This is a genomic window from Streptomyces sp. NPDC008150, from assembly GCF_042956945.1.
In the GTDB taxonomy this organism is placed as follows: domain Bacteria; phylum Actinomycetota; class Actinomycetes; order Streptomycetales; family Streptomycetaceae; genus Streptomyces.
In genome coordinates this window covers 291,887-311,622 of record NZ_JBIBHJ010000002.1, presented here as the reverse complement: position 1 = coordinate 311,622, position 19,736 = coordinate 291,887, and the positions used below count along the sequence as shown (strand labels likewise).

At 73.0% G+C, this 19,736-nt stretch carries 16 protein-coding genes; 6 read left to right on the top strand and 10 right to left on the bottom strand.

The genetic code is table 11. The features are described 5' to 3' along the window. Positions 1 to 17: 17 nt before the first annotated feature. Complete coding sequence (gene lanKC, locus ACFZA0_RS07430; RefSeq protein ID WP_391012814.1) at positions 18 to 2,609, bottom strand: class III lanthionine synthetase LanKC; 2,592 nt, start codon at positions 2,607 to 2,609, stop codon at positions 18 to 20. A gap of 192 nt (positions 2,610 to 2,801) precedes the next feature. Between lanKC and ACFZA0_RS07425 the strand changes: the two genes are divergently transcribed. The 4 genes from ACFZA0_RS07425 to ACFZA0_RS07410 all read left to right on the top strand — a co-directional run bounded on the left by ACFZA0_RS07425 (position 2,802) and on the right by ACFZA0_RS07410 (position 5,452). Further along, complete coding sequence (locus tag ACFZA0_RS07425) at positions 2,802 to 2,951, top strand: hypothetical protein (RefSeq protein ID WP_391012811.1); 150 nt, start codon at positions 2,802 to 2,804, stop codon at positions 2,949 to 2,951. A gap of 143 nt (positions 2,952 to 3,094) precedes the next feature. Next, positions 3,095 to 3,535: an XRE family transcriptional regulator gene (locus ACFZA0_RS07420; RefSeq protein WP_391012809.1), complete on the top strand. Its 441-nt coding sequence runs from the start codon at positions 3,095 to 3,097 to the stop codon at positions 3,533 to 3,535. After that, positions 3,525 to 4,226, top strand: coding sequence for a ParH-like protein (locus ACFZA0_RS07415; RefSeq protein WP_391012807.1), 702 nt, complete (start codon positions 3,525 to 3,527; stop codon positions 4,224 to 4,226). The genes ACFZA0_RS07420 and ACFZA0_RS07415 overlap by 11 nt, the downstream gene beginning before the upstream one ends. Continuing rightward, positions 4,223 to 5,452, top strand: a complete 1,230-nt coding sequence (locus ACFZA0_RS07410) for an MAB_1171c family putative transporter (protein WP_391012804.1) — start codon at positions 4,223 to 4,225, stop codon at positions 5,450 to 5,452. The genes ACFZA0_RS07415 and ACFZA0_RS07410 overlap by 4 nt, the downstream gene beginning before the upstream one ends. Here the strand turns inward: ACFZA0_RS07410 and ACFZA0_RS07405 are convergent. The 8 genes from ACFZA0_RS07405 to ACFZA0_RS07370 all read right to left on the bottom strand — a co-directional run bounded on the left by ACFZA0_RS07405 (position 5,403) and on the right by ACFZA0_RS07370 (position 16,408). After that, positions 5,403 to 6,020 (bottom strand): ATP/GTP-binding protein, encoded by a 618-nt coding sequence (locus tag ACFZA0_RS07405; RefSeq protein WP_391012802.1) that lies wholly within the window; start codon positions 6,018 to 6,020, stop codon positions 5,403 to 5,405. The genes ACFZA0_RS07410 and ACFZA0_RS07405 overlap by 50 nt on opposite strands. After that, positions 6,001 to 6,372: a DUF742 domain-containing protein gene (locus tag ACFZA0_RS07400; RefSeq protein WP_391012799.1), complete on the bottom strand. Its 372-nt coding sequence runs from the start codon at positions 6,370 to 6,372 to the stop codon at positions 6,001 to 6,003. The genes ACFZA0_RS07405 and ACFZA0_RS07400 overlap by 20 nt, the downstream gene beginning before the upstream one ends. Beyond that, positions 6,369 to 6,806, bottom strand: a complete 438-nt coding sequence (locus ACFZA0_RS07395; protein WP_391012797.1) for a roadblock/LC7 domain-containing protein — start codon at positions 6,804 to 6,806, stop codon at positions 6,369 to 6,371. The genes ACFZA0_RS07400 and ACFZA0_RS07395 overlap by 4 nt, the downstream gene beginning before the upstream one ends. Further along, complete coding sequence (locus tag ACFZA0_RS07390; RefSeq protein ID WP_391012794.1) at positions 6,803 to 9,301, bottom strand: nitrate- and nitrite sensing domain-containing protein; 2,499 nt, start codon at positions 9,299 to 9,301, stop codon at positions 6,803 to 6,805. The genes ACFZA0_RS07395 and ACFZA0_RS07390 overlap by 4 nt, the downstream gene beginning before the upstream one ends. A 583-nt stretch (positions 9,302 to 9,884) precedes the next feature. Further along, a complete protein-coding gene (locus ACFZA0_RS07385; RefSeq protein WP_391012791.1) occupies positions 9,885 to 10,928 on the bottom strand; it encodes a substrate-binding domain-containing protein in 1,044 nt (347 codons plus the stop codon). A 68-nt stretch (positions 10,929 to 10,996) separates the two neighbouring features. Further along, positions 10,997 to 13,435, bottom strand: coding sequence for a glycoside hydrolase family 3 C-terminal domain-containing protein (locus tag ACFZA0_RS07380; RefSeq protein WP_391013539.1), 2,439 nt, complete (start codon positions 13,433 to 13,435; stop codon positions 10,997 to 10,999). A 42-nt stretch (positions 13,436 to 13,477) separates the two neighbouring features. Further along, a complete protein-coding gene (locus ACFZA0_RS07375) occupies positions 13,478 to 15,232 on the bottom strand; it encodes a discoidin domain-containing protein (RefSeq protein ID WP_391012789.1) in 1,755 nt (584 codons plus the stop codon). A 93-nt stretch (positions 15,233 to 15,325) separates the two neighbouring features. Continuing rightward, complete coding sequence (locus ACFZA0_RS07370) at positions 15,326 to 16,408, bottom strand: DUF1996 domain-containing protein (RefSeq protein WP_391012786.1); 1,083 nt, start codon at positions 16,406 to 16,408, stop codon at positions 15,326 to 15,328. 401 nt (positions 16,409 to 16,809) lie between these two features. On the opposite strand from ACFZA0_RS07370, the gene ACFZA0_RS07365 reads away from it, so the two are divergent. Continuing rightward, entirely contained in the window at positions 16,810 to 17,262 is a 453-nt protein-coding gene (locus tag ACFZA0_RS07365; protein ID WP_391012783.1) for a spore-associated protein A, read from the top strand. Between the two features lie 124 nt (positions 17,263 to 17,386). Here ACFZA0_RS07365 and ACFZA0_RS07360 read toward each other — a convergent pair whose 3' ends face one another. Continuing rightward, complete coding sequence (locus ACFZA0_RS07360; protein WP_391012780.1) at positions 17,387 to 17,884, bottom strand: MarR family transcriptional regulator; 498 nt, start codon at positions 17,882 to 17,884, stop codon at positions 17,387 to 17,389. A 205-nt stretch (positions 17,885 to 18,089) separates the two neighbouring features. Here ACFZA0_RS07360 and ACFZA0_RS07355 point away from each other — a divergent pair, with 205 nt between their 5' ends. Beyond that, positions 18,090 to 19,523, top strand: coding sequence for a DHA2 family efflux MFS transporter permease subunit (locus ACFZA0_RS07355; RefSeq protein WP_391012777.1), 1,434 nt, complete (start codon positions 18,090 to 18,092; stop codon positions 19,521 to 19,523). The last annotated feature ends 213 nt before the right edge of the window (positions 19,524 to 19,736 follow it).

Genomic DNA, 19,736 nt, shown 5'->3' with positions numbered 1-19,736 from the left:
GGCCGGGACGGGGTGTGTCAGCTCCGCGAGGAGGCCACCCGGTCCACGGTGAACAGCGGGTCGGGCGCCGGGTCGAGGACCTCGGCGAGCGCCAGGAGGACACCCGCGGAGCCGCTCCACAGGTCGGCGCTGAAGCGCAGGGTCTGGTCGCCCAGCACACGGGTCCCCGTGGGGTGCGGGACGACATGGGCGAACAGGCCGCGGGCGGCGGTGAGGGCGAGGCGCCGGCTGTCCGGTGCTCCGGCGACCTCGGCGTGGTCGGACAGCGCGAGCACGAGCCCGGAGAGCCCCTGGCCGAGCCCGCTCATTCCGGTGTAGTCGGTGCTCAGCGCGCGCACCAGTTTGGGCACCGCCGTGGTGACCCGCTCGTCCTCGGTGTCGCGGGCGTACCGTGCCGCGGCGTGCAGCACACCGGCGGAACCGCTGTACAAGTAAGGCATGCGGCGCACGTCGGTGCGGGAGACCGGGAACTGGAGCTGGTCGGCGTCCGGATCGGCGGCGCGGTCCAACTCGGCGTGCAGCAGCCGCAGTCCGGGGGTGAGGAAGTCCTTGTCCCCGCTGACGGAGGCCAGTTGCTGGAACGCCAGCGCCACGCCGGTCCTGCCGTGCCACAGCCCGCACGCGTCGTCCGCGCCCAGCATGCCGGTCAGGGAGGCCGGTTCGCGGTCGAGACCGCGCATCAGCCGGTGCGCCCGGTCCAGGTGGACGGCCTCGCCGGTGTGCCCGTAGAGCGCGAGGCGGGCGAGGGCGACCCCGGCGCCGCCGCCCGCGAGCGTGGCGTCCGACCCGGTCAGCGGATGCCGGTCGGCGATGTCGAGCAGGTCGGCGGCCTCCTGCGCCAGGCCGCAGTCGGCCAGCACCACGGCGATGCCCGCCAGCCCGAACTGGAGCCCGGGGACCAGGGTTTCGGCCTCGGCGACGGCATCGGCGCGCAGCCGCTCCAGGACGCCGTCGGGGAGCGGCCGTCCCGCCCGCCGCAGGGCGTGCACGACGCCGGCGGTTCCGTAGGCGACGCACAGGGTGTTGGTCAGGTGGCCCTGCGGGACGGTCGGGAAGACGCGGCGCGGATGGCCGGGTTCGGCCAGCGCCACCAGTGCGTCGGCGACGCTCTCCCGCAGCCGGGCGAGACTCCCCGGGGGATCCGCGGCGACCTGGCGCGGCGAGGGGAGTCCGCCGAACGCGGGGTCGTCGTCGGCGTCGGGGGCGGGCACCGGGTGGTAGGCGGTGACGCGCCTCCACAGCCCGTCCGGGATCTCGGCACCGCGCCGGCGCAGGGAGTCCCGTACGTACGCGAGGGCGCCCGGGGCCCGTTCGACGACCTGGTGCAGCGGGGCCAGCAGCAGCAGCGCGAGGGCGCCGACGCCGTAGGAGTCGTGGACGTACGGATCGTCGCCCGCGAGGCCGGGGGGCGGCGTGTAGCCGGTGGTGCCCGACGGCACGAACGCGGTGCCCTCGCGGTGGGCCGACTCGAAGTCGATCAGCCGCACGGTGTCGTCGTCCGCGACCAGCAGGTTGCCGGGGCTGACGTCGACGAAGCAGTAACCCGCCGCGTGCAGCCGGTCCATGGCTTCCTCGACGCGTGCCAGGAGCGACTCGCAGCGCTCCCAGTAGCGGTGGAAGTCCGCGGCCTCCGCACCGCGCCGTACGAGCGGGTTGTGGCCGACCACCCACGCGTTGAGGGATTCGCCCTCGACGAACTCCGTCACCAGGAAGTCGTGTTCCCACTCGGTGAAGTACGCCAGCGGCTCGGGCGCCAGCCCCGGTGCCGTCTCGTGCAGGGCGCGCAGGGTGTCCCACTCGGCGCGCAGTCTGCTCTGCGCGTCGGCGCCGCCCGCACCGATGCCGGTGTGCGCCCTGGCCTCCTTGATGAACACCTTGCGGCCGGTGGTGTCGCTGCGGCCCCGGTAGGCGCCCCCGCCGTTGCTGTGCCGCAGCGCGGCCTCGAAGGTGTGGCCGCCGAAGCTCGCGTCGCCGTCGGCGGCGGGCGTCTCGCGGACGAACGGGTCGGTGATGCCCGGCGGCAGCCGGAAGGAGACGTCGCGCCGGTCCTCGACGAGGTTGCCGTGACCGTCGGGGACCAGCAGGACCGGCGTCCCGTCGGCCAGCGGTCGTTGGCGGCGCACGAAGGAGCCGTACCGGTAGTGGACGGTGCGCGAGTCGCCGAAGCGCCGGTCGCTGAGTACGAACGGGCCTTCTTCGTCGGCGAGTTCGGCAGTCAGCGCCTCCATGAGGGCGCGGGCGGCGTCGACGGTGGGCGGGTAGGCGGCGCAGAACTTGCCGCCCTGCGGCCGGGCCGCGTGCTTGTGATGCGTCCAGCCGTAGAACAGGCGGGTGGCGAGGTGTTTGAACGACACGTCCTGCGCGGTGCAGACGTCGGCGACCGTGTCGAGCACGTGCTCAAGACGGCCGGGCCGCGCGGACACGTGGACCTTCCAGCCGGCCGGGGCGACGTCGAGACCGGGGCGCCGCCACATGGTCCACACGCCCGAGCGGGTGCCGTGCCAGCCCCCGGGGATCCGGGAGGGCCGCAGTTCACCGGTGGTGGGGGCGGTCTCCAGGGGTTCGTAGAAGTCGGGGTCGGCGACCGTGAAGGTGTGGGGGGTCCGCATGGCGCCCTCTTCTTCCTGGACGGGCAGGGATCAGCTGACGTGAATGACGGGCGGTGCCGGAAGGGTTCCGGAGGCGCCGCGACGCGGTTCACGATGGCCGAGGATCGTGCCGTACGTCAACTGAAATGAATGACATTGCTGAGACCGTTCATGTACGCTCACGCCGTCCCGGCAACCCAGCAGGAGGAACCCGTGTCCCGAGTCCTGATGCTCCAGACGTTGTCCCCCACCGAGGAACAGGCCTTGCTGCCGCCGACGATCACCACGAGCGACAGCTCGCTCAGCGTGATCTTCTGCGACTCCAACACCACGTGGGCGGCCCCGCCGGACCTCGGTCACTGACCGGCCCACCACGGCCGGGGGACGCGGCGCCGCGACGGTGACCGCGTCCTTCGGCATGCGCTCCGCCCGCCCTGCCGCTGTCAGCTAGGATGAATCGTCCGGTGCCCTCTGGGGGCTCTGAACGACCGGGCGGAGGTGGAGAGGTGACCCAGACCGACGGCGCCCCGGCGCAGACGCTGGCCGAGAAGATCGACGCGCTCTTCCGGCTGGTCCGCCGCCCGAACCGGGAGCAGTACAGCCACGAGGACGTCGCCAGGGCGTGCCGCGAGGCGACCGGGGAGAGCTTCTCGGCGACCTACCTCTGGCAGCTGCGCACCGGCCGCCGCGACAACCCCACCAAGCGCCACCTGGAGGCGCTCGCCGCCTTCTTCCAGGTGCCGGTGACCTACTTCTTCGACGACGCCCAGGGGGCCGCCGTCGCCGAGGAACTCGAACTCCTCGGTGCCCTGCGCGACGCCGGGGTCCGCAGCATGGCACTGCGCGCGGTGAACCTCTCCCCGCAGGCCGTGGACACCATCAGCGACATGATCGACGTCATCGCCCGCCGGGAGCAGGGCGGAGGGTCCGCGCACCGTGGCACCTGACGGCATGCCCGGCGGCAGGGAACGGCGCCGCCTGTGGCGCCGGTGCCGCCGCCTCGTGGGCGGACTGCGCCTGCCCGAACCGTTCGAGGCGGCCGCGTTCCTCGACTCCGTCGCCGAGTCCCGCGGCCGGCCGGTCCGGCTCGTCCCCGTCCGCGCCCGGCCCGACCTGCCCTGCGGACTCCTGCTGACGACGGACGCCTGCCACTACGTCCTCTACACCGCCGACACCACGTACTTCCACCAGCAGCACATCCTGCTGCACGAGGCGGCCCACCTGCTCTGCGGCCACGACGAGTCGGCGGCCCTCGGGACGGCCGACCGCGCCCTCATGCCCAGCCTCTCGCCCGAACTCGTCAGACGTGTGCTCGGCCGCACGACGTACAGCGAACCCCAGGAGGCCGAGGCCGAGTTGGTCGCCTCCCTGATCCTCGCGCGGGCCGGCGCCCACACCGCGGAGCGATGTCCGGACACCGAACAGGACGCGATAGCCCCGCTGTTCGGACTCCCCGGCCGCCTCCCCGGCCGCGCGCCGGAGAACCCGCACACCGCACCGGCACCCGACCGGCAGGACTCGCCGGCACCGGGACCGGGCTCCGCACCGGACCGGACCGGCTTACCGCTGCCCGAGCAACACGGCCGCCCCGCACCGGAGTTACCCTCCGCCCGCGACCGGAGGGACCCCGGCCGATGATCGACGCGGCGGTGTTCACAGCGGCCGGCATCCTCCTCCTCTTCGCCGCCCACCGGCTCGCCGTCGCCCGCACGGGACGCGTCCAGCGGTGCATGTACGTCTTCGCCCTCTGCCTGGGCTTCTCCCTCGTCCTGAACACCCCCGGGATGCTCCTCGCACCGGGCGGCGCGGCCCTTCTGATCGTGGTGGTCCACGGCCTCAAACTGGCGGCCCTCACCTGTGTCGCCCTCATCGCCGACGCCCTCGGCCGCCGCGCCGCCGCCCGCCACGCGCCCCTGCTCCTCGGCGTCGCGGTCCAGGCCGCCTCCGCCCTCTGCTTCGTCCTCGCGCACGTCACCGTCACCACCGACAGCCTCGTCGTACGCCCCGGGCGCGAGGGCTTCTTCGCGGTGTACGGCGCGCTGTTCGCGATGTACGGCGCCTGGTGCGCGGCCGGTCTCGTCCCCGTACTGGCCGGGCACCGGCGCGCCAGCCCGCCCGGTGCCCTCCGCACCGGCCTGCTGCTGCTCACGGCCGCGGCCGCCGTCGGGACCGCCTGGACGTCCTGGGCCCTGGCCGACGCGATCGAGGTGCTGCGACGCGGACGGGTGGGCCTGGGCGAGGACCTGGTGTCGACACTGCTCGGGGTCACGGTCGCCGTCCTCGCCGCGAGCGGGGCGTCGGCGGCGTTCTGGCCCCGCGCGCTGGCCGCCCCCCGGCGCTGGCTCGGGGCCCGCCGCGCGTACCGGGCCCTCGAACCCCTCTGGGGCGCGCTGCACCGCGAACTCCCGGGCATAGCACTGGACATGACGCCCGCCGGCGCCCACGGGCTGGGCCCCTGGCGTGCCTCGTACGCGCTGTACCGCCGGGTGATCGAAATCCGTGACGCCTACCTCGCCCTGCGCCCGTACATGCCGTCGGCGCCGTCCGGGCACGGGGCCGGAATCGCGGTCATCGGGGCGACCCCGGCCGCCAGGGAGGCCGCCGCCATCGCCGCGGCCCTGGAGAACCGCCGTGACGACGTGCGCCCCGGTCCCGCCCGCCCCGCCACGACGGACGCGGGACCCGGCGCGGGACCCGACGCCGAACTCCTGGTGCGCACACTGGAGGACGAGACCGTGTGGCTCGTCGAGGTGGCGAGGGCCTACGCGGGCCGGACGGTCCGACCGGCAACGGGCCCGCGCGTCCCCGGCGCCGTCACACCGGCTGCCGGTCCGCCGACGTCTCGGCCGCCAGGCCGTTCATGACGTGTTCGAGCAGGGCCAGCAGCACCTTCTTGACCGACTGCCGGTCCCGGGCGTCGCACAGCACGAGCGGTACCTCGGGCGACAGGTCCAGTGCCGCCCGGATCTCCTCGGGGGACTCGTCGCACCGCCCGTGGAAGCAGTTCACCCCCACCGCGAACGGGATGCCGCGGTGCTCGAAGAAGTCGACCGAGGGGAAGCAGCTGTCGAGCCGGCGCGTGTCCGCCAGCACCACGGCACCGAGCGCGCCCCGCGACAGGTCGTCCCACATGAACCAGAAGCGGTCCTGGCCGGGCGCGCCGAACAGGTAGACCACCAGCGCCTGGCTGATCGTGATGCGGCCGAAGTCCATGGCGACCGTGGTCGCCGTCTTCTGCTCCACGCCGGTCAGGCTGTCGACACCGGCGCTGGCCTGCGTGATCAGCTCCTCGGTCCGCAACGGCACCGTCTCGCTGATCGTGCCGACCAGGGTGGTCTTGCCGACGCCGAAACCACCGGCCACCAGGATCTTGGCAGTGGCCGCGTTGGGCGAGATCGCGGTGGGATCGGAGTCAGAGTCTGCGAATACCATCAATCACTGCCTGGAGGAAGCGGGCGTCGGGAGCACCGACGGCGGAGGGCGAGGACACGGAGACGAGTTCGTTCTCCAGAAGGTCGCCGAGGAGCACGCGGACCACGGCGACGGGCTGGTTCAGCCGCGCGGCGACCTCCACCAGCGCCACCGGGGTGCGGCACAGGGCGAGCAACTGGTGCTGTTCCGGCTGGAGCCGGAGGTCACGGGCCGGGGACCGCACGGTACTGATCAACGAGATCAGTTCGATGCCCGACCGGGCGGACGGCGTCCGCCCGCCGGTCACCGTGTAAGGCCTGACGAGCGGACCTGGGTCGTCCTCCCACGGGTCTTCCTCGGACCAGTGCCTCATCCATGCTCACCCGCGCGTGGTGCGTCGCCGTTGTCGTCGAACCGCGGGGCGGCGCTGAGGAACTGCCCCACCTGCCGCACCAGCATCGTCATCTCGTAGCCGACGTTGCCGACGTCGACCGCGGACGTGGCGAGCACCGCGAGACGCGCCCCGCCGCCCGCGGTGGTCACGAAGAGGAACAGGTCGTCCATCTCGATCACGGACTGCTGCACCCGGCCGCCGCCGAAGTGCCGGCTGGTGCCCTGGGCCAGCGAGTGGACGCCCGAGGAGATGGCCGCGAGCTGCTCGGCGTCGGCGCGGGCCAGCCCCTCGGAGGCGCTGACCAGCAGGCCGTCCTCCGACAGGACGATCGCGTGCCGGATCTCCGGGATCCGCTCGATCAGGTTGTCCAGCAGCCAGGCCAGTCCGTCGTGCGTGGTGTCGGTCGTAGTCATGAGTCGTTCCTTGTCGAGCCGGGACGGGTGGGCAGCGAACGCCGCTGGGGCAGGTTGTCGGGCCAGACCGGGGCGGGCACCTCTTCCTGGGCGCGGGCCCGGCGGGTGCCGTCCCGCAGCGCGGCGAGCATCGACCGCGCCTGCTCGGGCCGGCGCTCGTCGTCCCGCGGTTCGCCGGTGTCGCCGTCCTCGGGGGCCCGGTGTCGCTCCACCAACTGCGGTGCCAGATTGGCCTGTCGCACACGTTGCGGCAACTGGCCCGAACCGTACGGGTGTTGGTCCGCCTCCGGACCGGAGAGGGCCGAAGGGGCCTGACTGTGCCCGTGGTCGTCCGCGGCAGACGGGGCGACGTGTCCCCGGCCGTCCGCGGGCGGTACCGCGCCGAGCTCCTGGTCGTGGCCGGGCGGCAGCGCCGGTGCGGGGGCGGCCGGGGAGCGGGGAACCGTGCGCGTACGCACGGGCATGCCGCCCGCCGTCACGTCCTCCCGCTCCGGAGCGGTGACCGACGCCAGGTGCCGGTCCGGGCGGTCGTCCGGCACCGCGGGAGCGGGAGTGGCCACGGGCTGGGTGACGGAGGCCGGTACGACGACCACCGCGAGCGTCCCGCCGTAGGAGGATGCCTGGAGGCTCGCCGTGATGTGGTGGCGCGCGGCGAGGTGTCCCACGGTGAAGAGGCCCAGCCGGGGGTCCTCACCGAGTGTGGTGAAGTCGAACGCCTGCGGGTGGTGCAGCAGTTCGTTGGCGGAGACGTACTCCTCGGGGGAGAGGCCGAGCCCCCTGTCCTCCACCTCGACGGCGTACCCCTGGGCGACCGGCAGCGCGCGCACGCGCACCTCGGTGTGCGGCGGGGAGAACGTCACGCCGTTCTCGATCAGCTCGGCGAGGAGGTGGATCGTGTCGCCGACGGCGGGGCCGTTCACGGCGATCGGCGGCATCGGCTCGACGATGACGCGGGCGTACCCCTCGACCTCCGACACGGCGCTGCGCACCACGTCCGCGAGCGGCACCGCCTGCTTCCAGCGTCGCCGCGGGGAGGAGCCCGAAAGCACCGTGAGGCTCTCGGCGTTGCGGCGCAGCCGGGTGGCGAGGTGGTCGACCCGGTAGAGATCGCCGAGGAGTTCGGGGTCCTGTTCCTTGCGCTCCATCGCGTCGATCACGGTGAGCTGGCGGTGCACCAGGATCTGCGTGCGGCGGGACATGTTGAGGAACATCTGCCGTGCGCCCTCGCGCAGCGACGCCTGCTCCAACGCGGCCTCCACGGCCGTCCGTTGGGCGCTGTTGAACGCCTCGGCGACCTTGCCCAGCTCGTCCTTGCCGAAGTCGAGGTCGGCGATGGCGTCCGCCTCCGCGCGGGTGCCCTCGGTGCGCAGCCGGCCGATCAGGTCGGGCAGCCGGTGGTGGGCGAGATCCAGGGTCTCCTCGCGCAGGCTGGTCATCCGGCCGATGAGCGACCGGGTGATCCGCCACGACATGAGGCCGACGACGGCGATCGCCAGCAGGGCCACGGCACTTCCGGTCAGTGCCCGGACCAGCAGGTCGTGGTTGCGGCTCGTGCCGTTCGCCTGGACCTTCGCCAGGTACGGTCCCTCCACGCCCTGCACCTGGGCCGCCACGCGACTCGGCGCCGCCGCCTGCGCCTTGGTCACCCTCGGGATCCTGACATCCGAGTTGTCCATGCTCGTCCGTGCCGGAATCGCCGCCTCGAAGGAGGTCAGGGCCGCCCAGTCGGGGCCCACGACGATCTTGTCCAGCGACTGCTTCAGCCGCGCGGGAAGATAGGGGGCGACCTCGTTGACGAGCAGGTGCTCGCGCACGGCCGAGGCCGCCGCCAGGACCTGCCGCTCCTGCGAGGCCAACGTGCCGCCCGCGTGGGCGCTGTTGAGGATCGCCTCCTCCTGGGCCAGCGCTTCCGCGGCGCGCATGAAGGCGAGCGCGTGCGCCGCCTCGGCCGCGGTCGAGCCGCTGCCGTCGTCGGTGCTCAGCAGCCCGAAGAGGTTCAGGGACGAGGCGATCAGGCTGGAGTACACGGTCAGGATCTGCCGGCCGGTGGCCTTGCGGTCGTCGACCGCCGTGCGTTCGTCCGCCAGGTCGCCGAGTTCCCGGCGGACGACGGCCAGTTGGCTCTTGTACTGCGCCGAGCCGGCGTGCGAGGAAGCGGCGTCCGCCCGGCGGAACCCGGCTATCACGGCGTCGGTCTGCTCGCGCTGGGCGTCCAGGGCGGTCCTGCTGCCGTGGGACGCGAGATACGCCATCGTCAGCCGCCGTTCCTGCTGGAACGCGGTGACGCCCGGCATGAGGGCGTAGGTGGTCTTCGCCGACTCGCCGACGTCGGCCGCCGAGCGCCACTGGCTGAACAGCACCGCCGATCCACTGCCCCACAGCGCGACCAGCGCGACCGCCGGGATCAGCGCGAGGGCGACGAGAGAGAAGCGGATGCTGCGCCCCCGGCCCACGGTCGGGCGGATGCGTACCGGCTTGCCCCCGTGCCGGCTCATCTCTCCCACCGGAATCCAGCGGCTCTGCTCGGAAGTGGGACCGTGCTGACGAGCTGGGACACCGGTGTTTCCTTTCCGGGTGGTGCATGGCGTGACTGCCCCAACGGCGCGCGAAAGCACGCCTTGTGGCGGTGGTGAGGTCGCTGGGGCGCGGCACGGGTGTGCCGGGCGGGGGTGCGGATGCGCGAGGGGCGGCGGGCCACTTCGCAGACGTGAGGGTCGTATGAAACCGAGCCGGAAGACCCAGGTCAATAACCCGGGAGGTGCCCCGTCCTCGGGCCCGAGGACCGTCGGCCGCGTGTGCGCTTCGGCGCCGCGGGGCGGCCCGGGGAGCAATTCCCGTGGGGGAAACGCGTTCTGGCTGGACACGCGTGTTCGAGCCGGGAGTAAGGGCGTTGATACGCGCGGTTGACCCGCCGGGGGAGCGGCCGGGAGTGGAGTAGACCTCCGCGGTCACTGTGACCCAAATCACAGAAGATGGCGGAGTGAAACGCCGCGGTCACCCTCGCGCCTCAGATGTGTCGGACTGCGTCACCGGAAGTCGGGACATGACGGAAGTCGAACTCTTCCTCCGGAACCGGCCTCACGCGGATTCCCGCACCACCAGCCTCGGGGTGAACACCACGGAGGCCGGCTCGGTGCGTGTGCCATGGATGTGCTCGTCGAGGAGACGGGCCATCTCGCCGGCCATGTCCTCCACCGGCTGACGGACCGTGGTGAGCTGCGGGCGGCACGTCACGGCGACGGTCGAGTCGTCGAAGCCGACGACGGCCACGTCCTCGGGCACCCGCCGGCCCGACTCGCGCAGCACCTGGCAAGCGCCTTGCGCCATCAGGTCGTTGGCGGCGAACACCCCGTCCACGTCGGGATGCGCGGCCAGCAGCGCGGCCATCGCCTCGGCTCCGCTCGGCAGGGTGAAACCGCCCTCCACCACCGGCACCCCGGGACGGCCGCCCAGCGCCGTCGCGGCACGGAACCCGGCCAGTCGTTCGCGGCCCGCCGCCACCGCCAGGGGGCCCGCGATCGTCGCGGGTCGGCGGCAGCCGCGCGCCAGCAGGTGCTCGCCGGCCAGCCGTCCCCCCTCGCGGTGGTCCAGGTCCACATGGCTGAGCGGCACCGGACGGGCGGGACGGGCGAACAGCACGGCGGGCAGACCGGCCTCCGCGAGCAGGGCCGGCAGCGGGTCGTCGGCGTGGCTGGAGACCACGAGCGCCCCGTCGGCACGCCCCAGCCGGAGGTAGGCGAGCACCTCCTCGCGGGCGTCGGCGCTCTCGGCGAACATCAGCACCGGATGGATCGAGCGCGGCCGCAGATGGCCCACGGTGCCCGCGACGACCCGGCCGAAGAACGGGTCCGCGAACACCCGGGCGGCGAAGCCGACCTGGTCCTCGTCCGAGGCGTCGCCCGCACCCGACATCACCAGCGCCACGGTCTCCGCCCGCCGCGTGACCAGAGCGCGGGCGGCCCGGTTGGGCGCGTAACCGGTGCGCTCGATCGCCCGGCGCACGATCTCCTGGATCGCCGGGTCGACGTTGCGCACGCCGTTGACGACCCGGGACACGGTGGCCCGGGACACACCCGCCTCGCGCGCCACGTCCTCCAGCGTCGGGACCCGTCTGGTGGTCATGCCCGCACCCTAACCGCCCCGCGGGTGCGCCGGACAGACCGCTCCGGCGCACCCGCGGGGCGACACCCTCACTCGGGGCCGCGCACCATCGTCCCGCAGCTCAGGGGCAGATCACCGGCCGAGCGGCCGACGAGCACCCGGCAGGGTCCCGGCTCGGTGCGCCAGCCGCCCGCCGCGACGTCCCAGTGCCGCAGGGCACGCCCCGGCACGCGCACCGCCACGACGGCCGTCGCACCGGGTTCGGCGCGCACGGCGGACCACCCGGCGAGCCACCGCAGCGGGTACTCGACGGCCGCGCCGGGCCGGGACAGGTACACCTGGACGACCTCCCGTCCCGCCCGCGTCCCCGTGTTGCGCACCCGGACGTGGACGGTGAAGTCCTGCCCCGCGGCCGTCGCCGCCGGCACCCGCGCCTCCTCGAACTCCCAGGTGGTGTAACCGAGTCCGTGACCGAACCAGTACGCGGGAGTGCGCCCGGCGCGCAGCCAGCCGCGGTGCCCCACGTGCAGACCCTCGTCGTGCACGACCTGCCCGGCGGCGTCCGGCCGGGCGCGGGCGACGGGCGCGTCGGCGAGTGCGACGGGCCAGGTGGTGGGAAGCCGTCCGCCGGGTTCCGCACGGCCGAGGAGGACGTCGGCCACGCCGCCGCCCGCCTCCTGCCCGGGGAACCAGGCCAGCAGCAGCGCGCCGACCTCGTCGCGCCAGGGCAGCTCGACGGGACCTCCGCTGTTGACCACGACCACCGTGCGCGGGTTGGCGCGGGCCACCGTGCGGACCAGCGCGTCCTGCGCCTCGCCGAGGTCGAGCCGGGTGCGGTCGTGCCCCTCGGCCTCGTCCTGCTCCCCGGTGCCGACGACCACGACGACCGCGTCCGCCGACCGTGCCGCCCGCTCCGCCGCGGCCCGCGCCTCGTCGCGGCGCGGCCCGGGGGGCGCCGCCCCGACCACCGTGGCCCGGCCGGTGTCCGGCGCGAGCTCCCGGCGGGCCACCAGCAGTGGCGAGGAACCGGCGCGCAGCCGCGCCGTGACCTCCTGGGCGGGCGGGTTCACATGGATCACGGCGGGATCGGCGGTGGCGGCGGGAAACGTCCCGTCGAGCAGCGGGTCCCCGTCGAGGCACAGGCTCATCCGGCCGAACCCGGCGAGTGCGAGACGCCAGTCGCCGGACACCTGCGGGCGCAGCCGGGCACTGATCTCCACGGTGTGCGCGCCGGGCGGCAGAGGAGGCTCCAACTGCCGCGCGCTCAAGCGTCGTTCGGCGTGCAGCTCGGCTCCTTCCGCATCGAGAACGCGCAGCAGCACGCCCGGCTCGCCGCTGCGGGGGTCGCTGCCGAGGACGGTGTCCAGGGGTGGCGGCGGACCGTCCGGCGCCGGGCCCGGCACGTGGACGACGCGGGCCCGCCCGCGCAGGCCCGCCCTGAGCCCGTCGAGGACCGACACCTCGGCCGGCGGGAACACACCGGCGCTCCCGCCGCCCTGGGTGCGGGGGCGCGCGGCGAGGGCACCGACCACGGCGACGGTGCCGAGGTCCGCGGCGGCCAGGGGCAGGACACCCCGGTTGGCCAGCAGCACCGCGCCCGCCGCCACGGCGCGCCGGGCCAGCGCCCGGGTCCGCGACGAGCCGAGGAACGGGCGTGCGCGCGGCTCCGGCGGCCCGAGCGCGCCGCAGCGGGCGGCCAGCCGCAGCAGCCTGCGTACCTTGTCCTCGATCACGGACTCGTCGACGTCCCCCGACTCCACCGCCCGGACGAGCTTGTCGCCCCACTCGTCGGACGGCCCCGGCATCAGCAGGTCGAGACCGGAACGCGCGCTGTCCGCCGTGTCGCGCACGGCGCCCCAGTCGGAGACGACCACCCCGTCGAACCCCCACCGCTCCTTCAGCGGGTCCCGCAGTACGTCGTGCGCGGTCATCGTGGTGCCGTTCAGCCGGTGGTAGCCGGCCATCACCAGCCGGACGCCCGCGGCCACCGCCGCCTCGAACGGGGCGAGACCGACCTCGTGCAACGCCCTTTCGTCCACGCGGACATCGGCGTTGAGCCGGTCCGTCTCGGTGCTGTTCGCCACGTAGTGCTTCGCCGCGGCGGCGACACCGTGCGCCTGGATGCCGCGGATCAGCGCCGCCCCCGTGCGGCCGGTCAGCTCCGGGTCCTCCGAGAAGCACTCGAAGTGCCGGCCGCCCAGCGGGTCGCGGTGCAGGTCGAGGTTGGGCGCGAGGACCACGTCCACGCCCTTGCGCCGCGCCTCGGAGGCGAGGACGCCGCCGAGTCCCGCGACGAGGTCCTCGTCCCAGGTGGCGGCGAGCGCGGAGGCCGAGGGCAGCAGCACCGAGGTGCTGCGCTCGTCCCACGTCTCGCCGCGTACCCCGGCGGGGCCGTCCGACAGAACCAACTCCCTGAGCCCTGCCGCGGGTTCGGCCGCCGTGCGCCACGTGGTGGCACCGGTCAGCAGCCGCACCCGCGCGCGCAGGCTCAACTTGTCGAGCAGCCTGTCGAGTTCGTCCTCGTCGATCGTCCCCGCCCCCTCTTTCCCTTGTGTGCCGGCGCCGTCGGGTCAGCCGTAGACGCCGAACTCGTACAGCGAGTAGCCGTAACCGGTGCCGCGTGCCGTGCCGTTGACGCGGATGTAGCGACCGCTCCCGTTGACGTCGAGGTCGTCCACGCCGCCGTCGCCGTTCGTCACCGTGCTCAGCGTCCGCCACGTCTGTCCGTCGTCGGAGGTCTGCACGGTGTACGCCTTCGCGTACGACGCCTCCCACAGCAACTGCACGTGACGGACGGTGGTGGTGGCGCCGAGGTCCACCCGGAGCCACTGCGGGTCGCTCCAGTCGCTGGCCCAGCGAGTGGTCTGGTTCCCGTCGACCGCGTTGGCCGCCGTGCAGGGGCAGTCCCCGTAACTCGCCTGGTACGACGAGGCGGTGGCGGGCTTGCCGCGGGCCAGGTTCGTGCCGTTGATCACCGGCGGCACCACCTTGGCGGAGAGGGTCTCCACTCCGACGTTGCCGTGGCCGTCGGTGACCTTGACGTACATCTTCCAGACGCCGGGCCGGTCGGGCGCGGTGACCTGGAGCCGTCCGCCGCCGAGGTTCGTGAAGGCGAGGGGGTTCAACTGCTTGCTCTGGTCCAGGTACATGCTGTTGTCGAGGACCTCGTACGACAGCGGGTCGCCGTTGGGATCGGTGGCCGCGACGTCGAGGGTGAGGGGCTTGCCCGCCTGCACGGCTCCCGCGCCGCCCTCGGCCGTGAGGGAGGTGATGACGGGCGGGGTGTTGTCGTGCGAGGTGTCCGCCCCGTAGGCCCGCTTCACCGCGTAGTAGGACAGCCGCTTCTGGCCCGCCGGCAGCAGGTTGAACCAGATGCCGCCGAAGTCGTACTCGGTGCCGTAGTGGAACAGCGTGGCCCCGAGCGCGACGCCCTTGTGCCCGGTGACGCAGTTCCAGGCCCGGGTGTAGCCGTCCGCCTTGGCCCGGTCGGTCGGTTCCTGCGGCACTCCGTTGGCGTCGTCGGGCACCTCCCACTCACCGGCGGGGCCGCTCTCGGTGACGATGTACGGCTTGGTGTAACCACCCTGCTGCCAGGCGGACTTGATGTCGCAGACCGCGTTGTAGGAGTTGACGGCGTACAGGTCGAGGTCCGGGGCGTTCTTCTTGAAGTACGTCCAGGCGCCGACCCAGGCGTCCGTCGAGGTGACCGGGTGGTTGGGGTCCACGGCGTGGATCTTCTTGGTGATGTCGTTGACGAGGGTGGTGTACGCGTCGCGCTGCCGCTCCAACTCGTCGCCGCTGTAGCAGTTCTGGAGGCCGAGCACGGACTCGTTGCCGACGTCCCACATCAGCACGCCGGGGTTGTCCTTGTAGGTCTGCACCCACTGCGGGAACTCGGTCAGCACCTGGTTCTTGTAGGCGGTGTCGGTGAGGTAGTTGACGCAGCCGCCACTGCCGGGGCCGCCACCGGGCTGGAGCCAGAACCCGGCGACCACCTTGATGCCGTGGGCCGCCGCCGAGTCGAACAGCGGCTTGCTGGAGGCGTCGGTGCCCCAGGTCCGGATGGTGTTGACGCCCATGGACGCCAGGTCGGGCATGTACTTCTCCGCGTCGGCGACGGAGGGCCCCCAGGTCAGTCCCTTGACCTGGTAGGGGGCGCCGTTGACGGTCAGTTGCCAGTTGCCCTGGCCGCCGGTCACCTTGACGACGCTGCCGGCCGCGTGGGCCTGCGTGGCGGGGAGGGCGGTGAGGGCGCCGACGGCCAGGGCGCCGGCGACGAGCGGCGCGGCGAGGCGGCGCGCTCCGGTGCGGGGTGGTGAGGTCATGGCGAGGTTGCCTCCGGTGGGGGTACGGGTGCGGGATGCGGGTGCGGGGAGCGCCGAACGTTGATGCCGTGCAGGGGAGTTGGAGAGGGGGGTCTACGGCAGCCGGTAGTCAGCGTTCAGTGCCGCGCCCGCCGCGGGGTGGGTCTCGTCGTAGCCCCGCGCGTCGCACTGGAGGCCGCCGACGACGCAGTGGTCGACGAGCGCCTTGAGCGTCGCGTCGTCCCAGGCGTTGAAGAAGTCGTAGTGGAAGCTGTGGCCGGCCCCGCTGGCCAGCCGCACCTGCGACATGTCGCCGTTGACGGGGAACGCCATCTTGAACTCGATCATCGGCAGCGCCACCGGGTGGTCGGTGGGGCAGATGTTGTCGTTGGTCCCCGGCTTCACCACGGGATAGGCCATGTGGCTCTTGTGGTCGGGGGTGTCCAGGTACTTGCCGTCCCAGCAACTGGGCGCCTGGAAGCGGATGTTGAGCTGCACGTCGGCACGGTCGGGGCAGCTCGCCGGGAACTCGGTGTTGAAGTAGCTGTCACCGCACTCCCAGCCCTCGACGAAGCCCTTGTGGTTGCGGAACTCGTCGGCGGTCTGTGTGGGGCTGCCGACGACGAACCGCAGTCCCTTCGGGAAGGGGCGCACGCTGGTGTAGTCCGTGACGCCGGCCTTGTAGTAGATGACCTGCGGCCCCACCGGGAGGACCGGGGTGCTGCCCTTGTAGAGGGTCGGCATCCAGTAACCGGACAGGTCACCGGGCGCCTTGCAGGTGGTGCCGCCCGAACTCAGCGACGCAGTGGTGCTGTTGGCGTCGGTGGTGGTGTTCCCCATGAAGGTGTGGTCGTGCGACTTGCCGGGCTGCTGCGGATAGACGATCGGGTCGTCCGGCCTGGTGTGGGTGACCGAACAGTTGGCCTGGAACTCGTGGAAGTAGGCCGGCGGCGGAGTCTTCGCCGACGGGGTGACGCCGGTGACCTGGGGCACGGCCGGGATGTAGCCGTCGCCGTCGGGGTCCTCGGGCGAGGCGAGCGTCGACTGCGCCATGACGTGGCCGGTGTGGCCGAGGGCCGCCGGGGGAGCGGCGGCCGGGGTGTCGCTCGATCCGGCGACCTTGCTGAGCCCGATCGGGGTCAGCAGCAGGGCGGACGCGATCAGCGCGCTCGACAGGGTCTTCGATCTCCGTGACATGCGGGCTCCTTGACGGAGGTGGGGGTCTGGGTACGGAACCGGGCCGCGCGGAACGGACCGCGCGGCCGTACCTGAAGCGTGGGGAGAGCCTTGGGAAACCTGTGGGAGAGCGCTCTCCCAAAGCTGGAGTGTTGAGGCGGCGCGGTGGGGTGTCAAGGGAACGCGCAAAAGGATCAACGTCGTACGGGCGGAGCCGCCAGGGGTCGCCGATGGCCGGAAACCGACGTACACGGAAGGGGTGTTGTGTCCCGGTCGCGTAACAGGTGAGCGGCTGTGCACAACTTCGTCCGGTCCGACGGGTCTGATCCGGTGTGCGACGACAAAGGCGGTACGGTCTGATTCGTTCCGCCTCAACGGGCTCCCGGTGAGCCCTCGGACCCAGCAGAAACGGGGAGATCGACATGGCAGCGATGCGAAGGACTGCGATCCTGGGCGCGACGGGAGCGGCGGCGGTGGCCGTACTGCTGACCGCGCCCGCGGCGGGTGCGGACGAGCGCCCCGCGGCGAGCGCGGCCACCACCTACAACGGCGCGTGCGGCAAGGGCTACAACGTGGTGAACTCGGCGGCGATCGGCACGCAGGGCACGGTGTACCTCACGTACAACGCCGGCACCGGAGCCAACTGCGTGGTGGCGCAGCGCAGGACGGCGGGAGCGCCGGTGCACATGACTGCGTCGCTCGGCTTCTCCTCGCCCACGACGTGGGTCGTGGACAGCGGCAACTACCGTTCGTACGCCGGTCCGGTGTACCTCGACGCCCGCGGGCTGTGCGTCACCTGGCGCGGCCAGATCGGCGACGAGGTCGCGGGCAAGAACGGCACCAACTGCGGTGCCCGCGTGGCCGCGCGCGGCTGACCGGTCCGGCACGGGGGTCCGTCCCGCCGTCGGCCGGGCGGGCCCTCACCCTTCGCGCGATCCGGCGCCCGGGGCCGTGAGACGGGGCCAACTCGAATGCCGGGGGCGGGAATCGCCGGTTCTGTCAGCGCCCGCTCACCGGGGTACCGCCCACGGCCACGGATCGTGCCGGTTCGGCCGCCGAGGCTTCGGAGACGGTGTCGCGGATGCGGGCGAGCAGTTCGCGCAGCAGGGTGCGTTCCCGGGCGGTCAGCGCGCCGGTCGCGGTACGCAGGGCCTCGCGGTCCAGGTTCTCGGCCTCCTGGTGGCAGCTCCGGCCGGCGTCGGTGAGGGCGAGCAGGTGCGCGCGGCGGTCGGTCGGGTGCGGCAACCGCACGACCAGGCCGTCCCGTTCGAGGGCGTCGACCAGGCCGGTGGCGGTACGGGCGGCGACTTCCAGCATGTCGCTGAGGTCCCGCATGCGCATCGGTTCCGCCGCGTGGGCGAGGAACCGCAGGGCGCGCAACTGGGCGACGGTGGTGCCCTTCTCGGCCAGTCTGCTGTCGACGAAGAGCCGCAGCCGATGGGTGGTGGCGAACATCTCGTCGACCAGCGGGTCGCTGCTGCCCGGTACATCCCTCACCGTGGCGCTCCTGTCGTTGTCGCACTGCGCTGTGCATCGGTACCTACCGTAAGCGGAGGCGGGCGGCGGACCGCCGGACGCCGCCCGGCGGGGCCGACCCGGCAGGCCCGCCACGGCTCCGCCCCGGGGCCCGTGCTCCGGCAGCCGTGGCCCGAACTTGTCCCCGGGTGATGCTGAGGGTACACAAACTGAGTATGCTCAGCATATGTTCGCTCGCCTCGACCAGCGCATTGTCGTGCCCATCGTCTGTGTGACCACCGCGTTCATGGCCATCGTGGACGGAGTCGGCACCACCGTCGCCCTGCCGTCCATCGGACGGGACTTCGGGCTCGCGACCGCCGGCCTCGACGCCGTCGTCGTGGTGTTCCCCGTCTGCGTCGGCCTGGCGGTCCCCGTCTCCGCGTGGCTCGGTGACCGCTTCGGCGCCCGCCGCGCGATCCTCGCCGCGTTCGCCGTCTTCACCGTCGCCTCCGGACTGTGCGGCGCGGCCGGGTCGCTCGGCGAACTCGTCGTCTGGCGAGCCTTCCAGGGCCTTGCCGCCGGCATCCTGCTCCCCGTCACGGGGGCCCTGCTCTACCGCACCTTCACGCTGTCCGAACAGGTCAAGGTCTCCCGATACATGATCATCCCGCAGCAGGTGGCCCCGGCCCTCGCCCCCATGGGCGCCGGGTGGCTGGTGGACACCCTGTCCTGGCGCTGGGTCTTCTACGCGAACCTGCCGATCGGCGCCGCCGTCATCGCCTTCGGGCTGCTCTTCCTCGACCAGCACCGCGATCACGTGCCCGGTCGGCTCGACATACCCGGCCTGGTGCTGACGGCCTTCGGCACCGGCGGCCTCATGTTCGGCATCAGCGAGGGCGCGGAACTCGGCTGGGGCAGCGCACCCGTGCTGGCCGGTCTCGCGGGCGGCGCCGCGCTCCTCGCGGCCGCTGTGTTCGTGGAACTCCGGGTGCCCGAACCCGCCCTGCGCGTAAGGCTGTTCACGGACCGCCTGTTCCGCGACACCAACATCACGGCGTTCCTCGGCTTCACCGGATTCATGGGCGCGATGTTCCTCGGCCCGCTGTTCCTCCAGGAGGGTCTGGGCCTGAGCGCCTGGCAGTCGGGCTCCAGCACCTTCGCCGAGGCGCTGGGAGTGCTCCTCACCGTCCAGCTCGTCGGCCCCCTCTACGCCCGCATAGGCCCGCGCCGCATCGCGGGCAGCGGACTGGTCGGCGTCGCGCTGGTCCTGGTGGCGTTCTCGCGACTGGACGCGGACTCCTCGCTGTGGACGTTCCGGGCCCTGATGTTCCTGCTCGGCGCGGCGATGGGCGGGGTCTTCATGCCCACCACGGTCGCCTCCTTCACCGGCATACGGAAGGCCGACGTCTCGCACGCCTCCACGCTCAACAACGTCGTCCGGCAGAGCGCCAACGCCACCGCGCCGGCCGTCGTCACCGTCGTCCTCGCCTCGGCGGCGGCGGTCGGCACGGGCGCCGACGCCCACCCGCCCGTCGCCGCGTTCCAGCACGCCTACCTGGTGCTCGCGGCGATCTCCGCCGCGGCGGCGGTCTTCGCCTTCACCATGCCCGACCGCGCCGCCCGCATCGCCGCCGCGTCCGCACGTCCCGCCACCCGGCCGGCGTCCGTCGAGGTGTGACCCGCCGCGGGCGGGCGGGGCCCAACGCCCCGTCCGCCCGCGGGTGTTGCGGAGCCACCCCCGCGACGACGTCCCCGGAAAACCGGTGGAGCACTCCCGCCCCGGCCGCTACCGTGCTGCCCGTCCGAGTCGTCGAGCGAGGGGCGCACCCTTGTACACCGTTTGAGTTCTCCCGAGCGCTGATCTGTCGCGCGTCGCACCCTGTGCGCCGTG

Excerpts from the sequence above, each read along its gene's own strand:
- lanKC (WP_391012814.1), bottom strand. The coding sequence starts at position 2,609 with ATGCGGACCCCCCACACCTTCACGGTCGCCGACCCCGACTTCTACGAA.
- ACFZA0_RS07410 (WP_391012804.1), top strand. The coding sequence starts at position 4,223 with ATGATCGACGCGGCGGTGTTCACAGCGGCCGGCATCCTCCTCCTCTTC.
- ACFZA0_RS07405 (WP_391012802.1), bottom strand. The coding sequence starts at position 6,020 with ATGGTATTCGCAGACTCTGACTCCGATCCCACCGCGATCTCGCCCAAC.
- ACFZA0_RS07400 (WP_391012799.1), bottom strand. The coding sequence starts at position 6,372 with ATGAGGCACTGGTCCGAGGAAGACCCGTGGGAGGACGACCCAGGTCCG.
- ACFZA0_RS07395 (WP_391012797.1), bottom strand. The coding sequence starts at position 6,806 with ATGACTACGACCGACACCACGCACGACGGACTGGCCTGGCTGCTGGAC.
- ACFZA0_RS07390 (WP_391012794.1), bottom strand. The coding sequence starts at position 9,301 with ATGAGCCGGCACGGGGGCAAGCCGGTACGCATCCGCCCGACCGTGGGC.
- ACFZA0_RS07385 (WP_391012791.1), bottom strand. The coding sequence starts at position 10,928 with ATGACCACCAGACGGGTCCCGACGCTGGAGGACGTGGCGCGCGAGGCG.
- ACFZA0_RS07375 (WP_391012789.1), bottom strand. The coding sequence starts at position 15,232 with ATGACCTCACCACCCCGCACCGGAGCGCGCCGCCTCGCCGCGCCGCTC.
- ACFZA0_RS07370 (WP_391012786.1), bottom strand. The coding sequence starts at position 16,408 with ATGTCACGGAGATCGAAGACCCTGTCGAGCGCGCTGATCGCGTCCGCC.
- ACFZA0_RS07365 (WP_391012783.1), top strand. The coding sequence starts at position 16,810 with ATGGCAGCGATGCGAAGGACTGCGATCCTGGGCGCGACGGGAGCGGCG.
- ACFZA0_RS07355 (WP_391012777.1), top strand. The coding sequence starts at position 18,090 with ATGTTCGCTCGCCTCGACCAGCGCATTGTCGTGCCCATCGTCTGTGTG.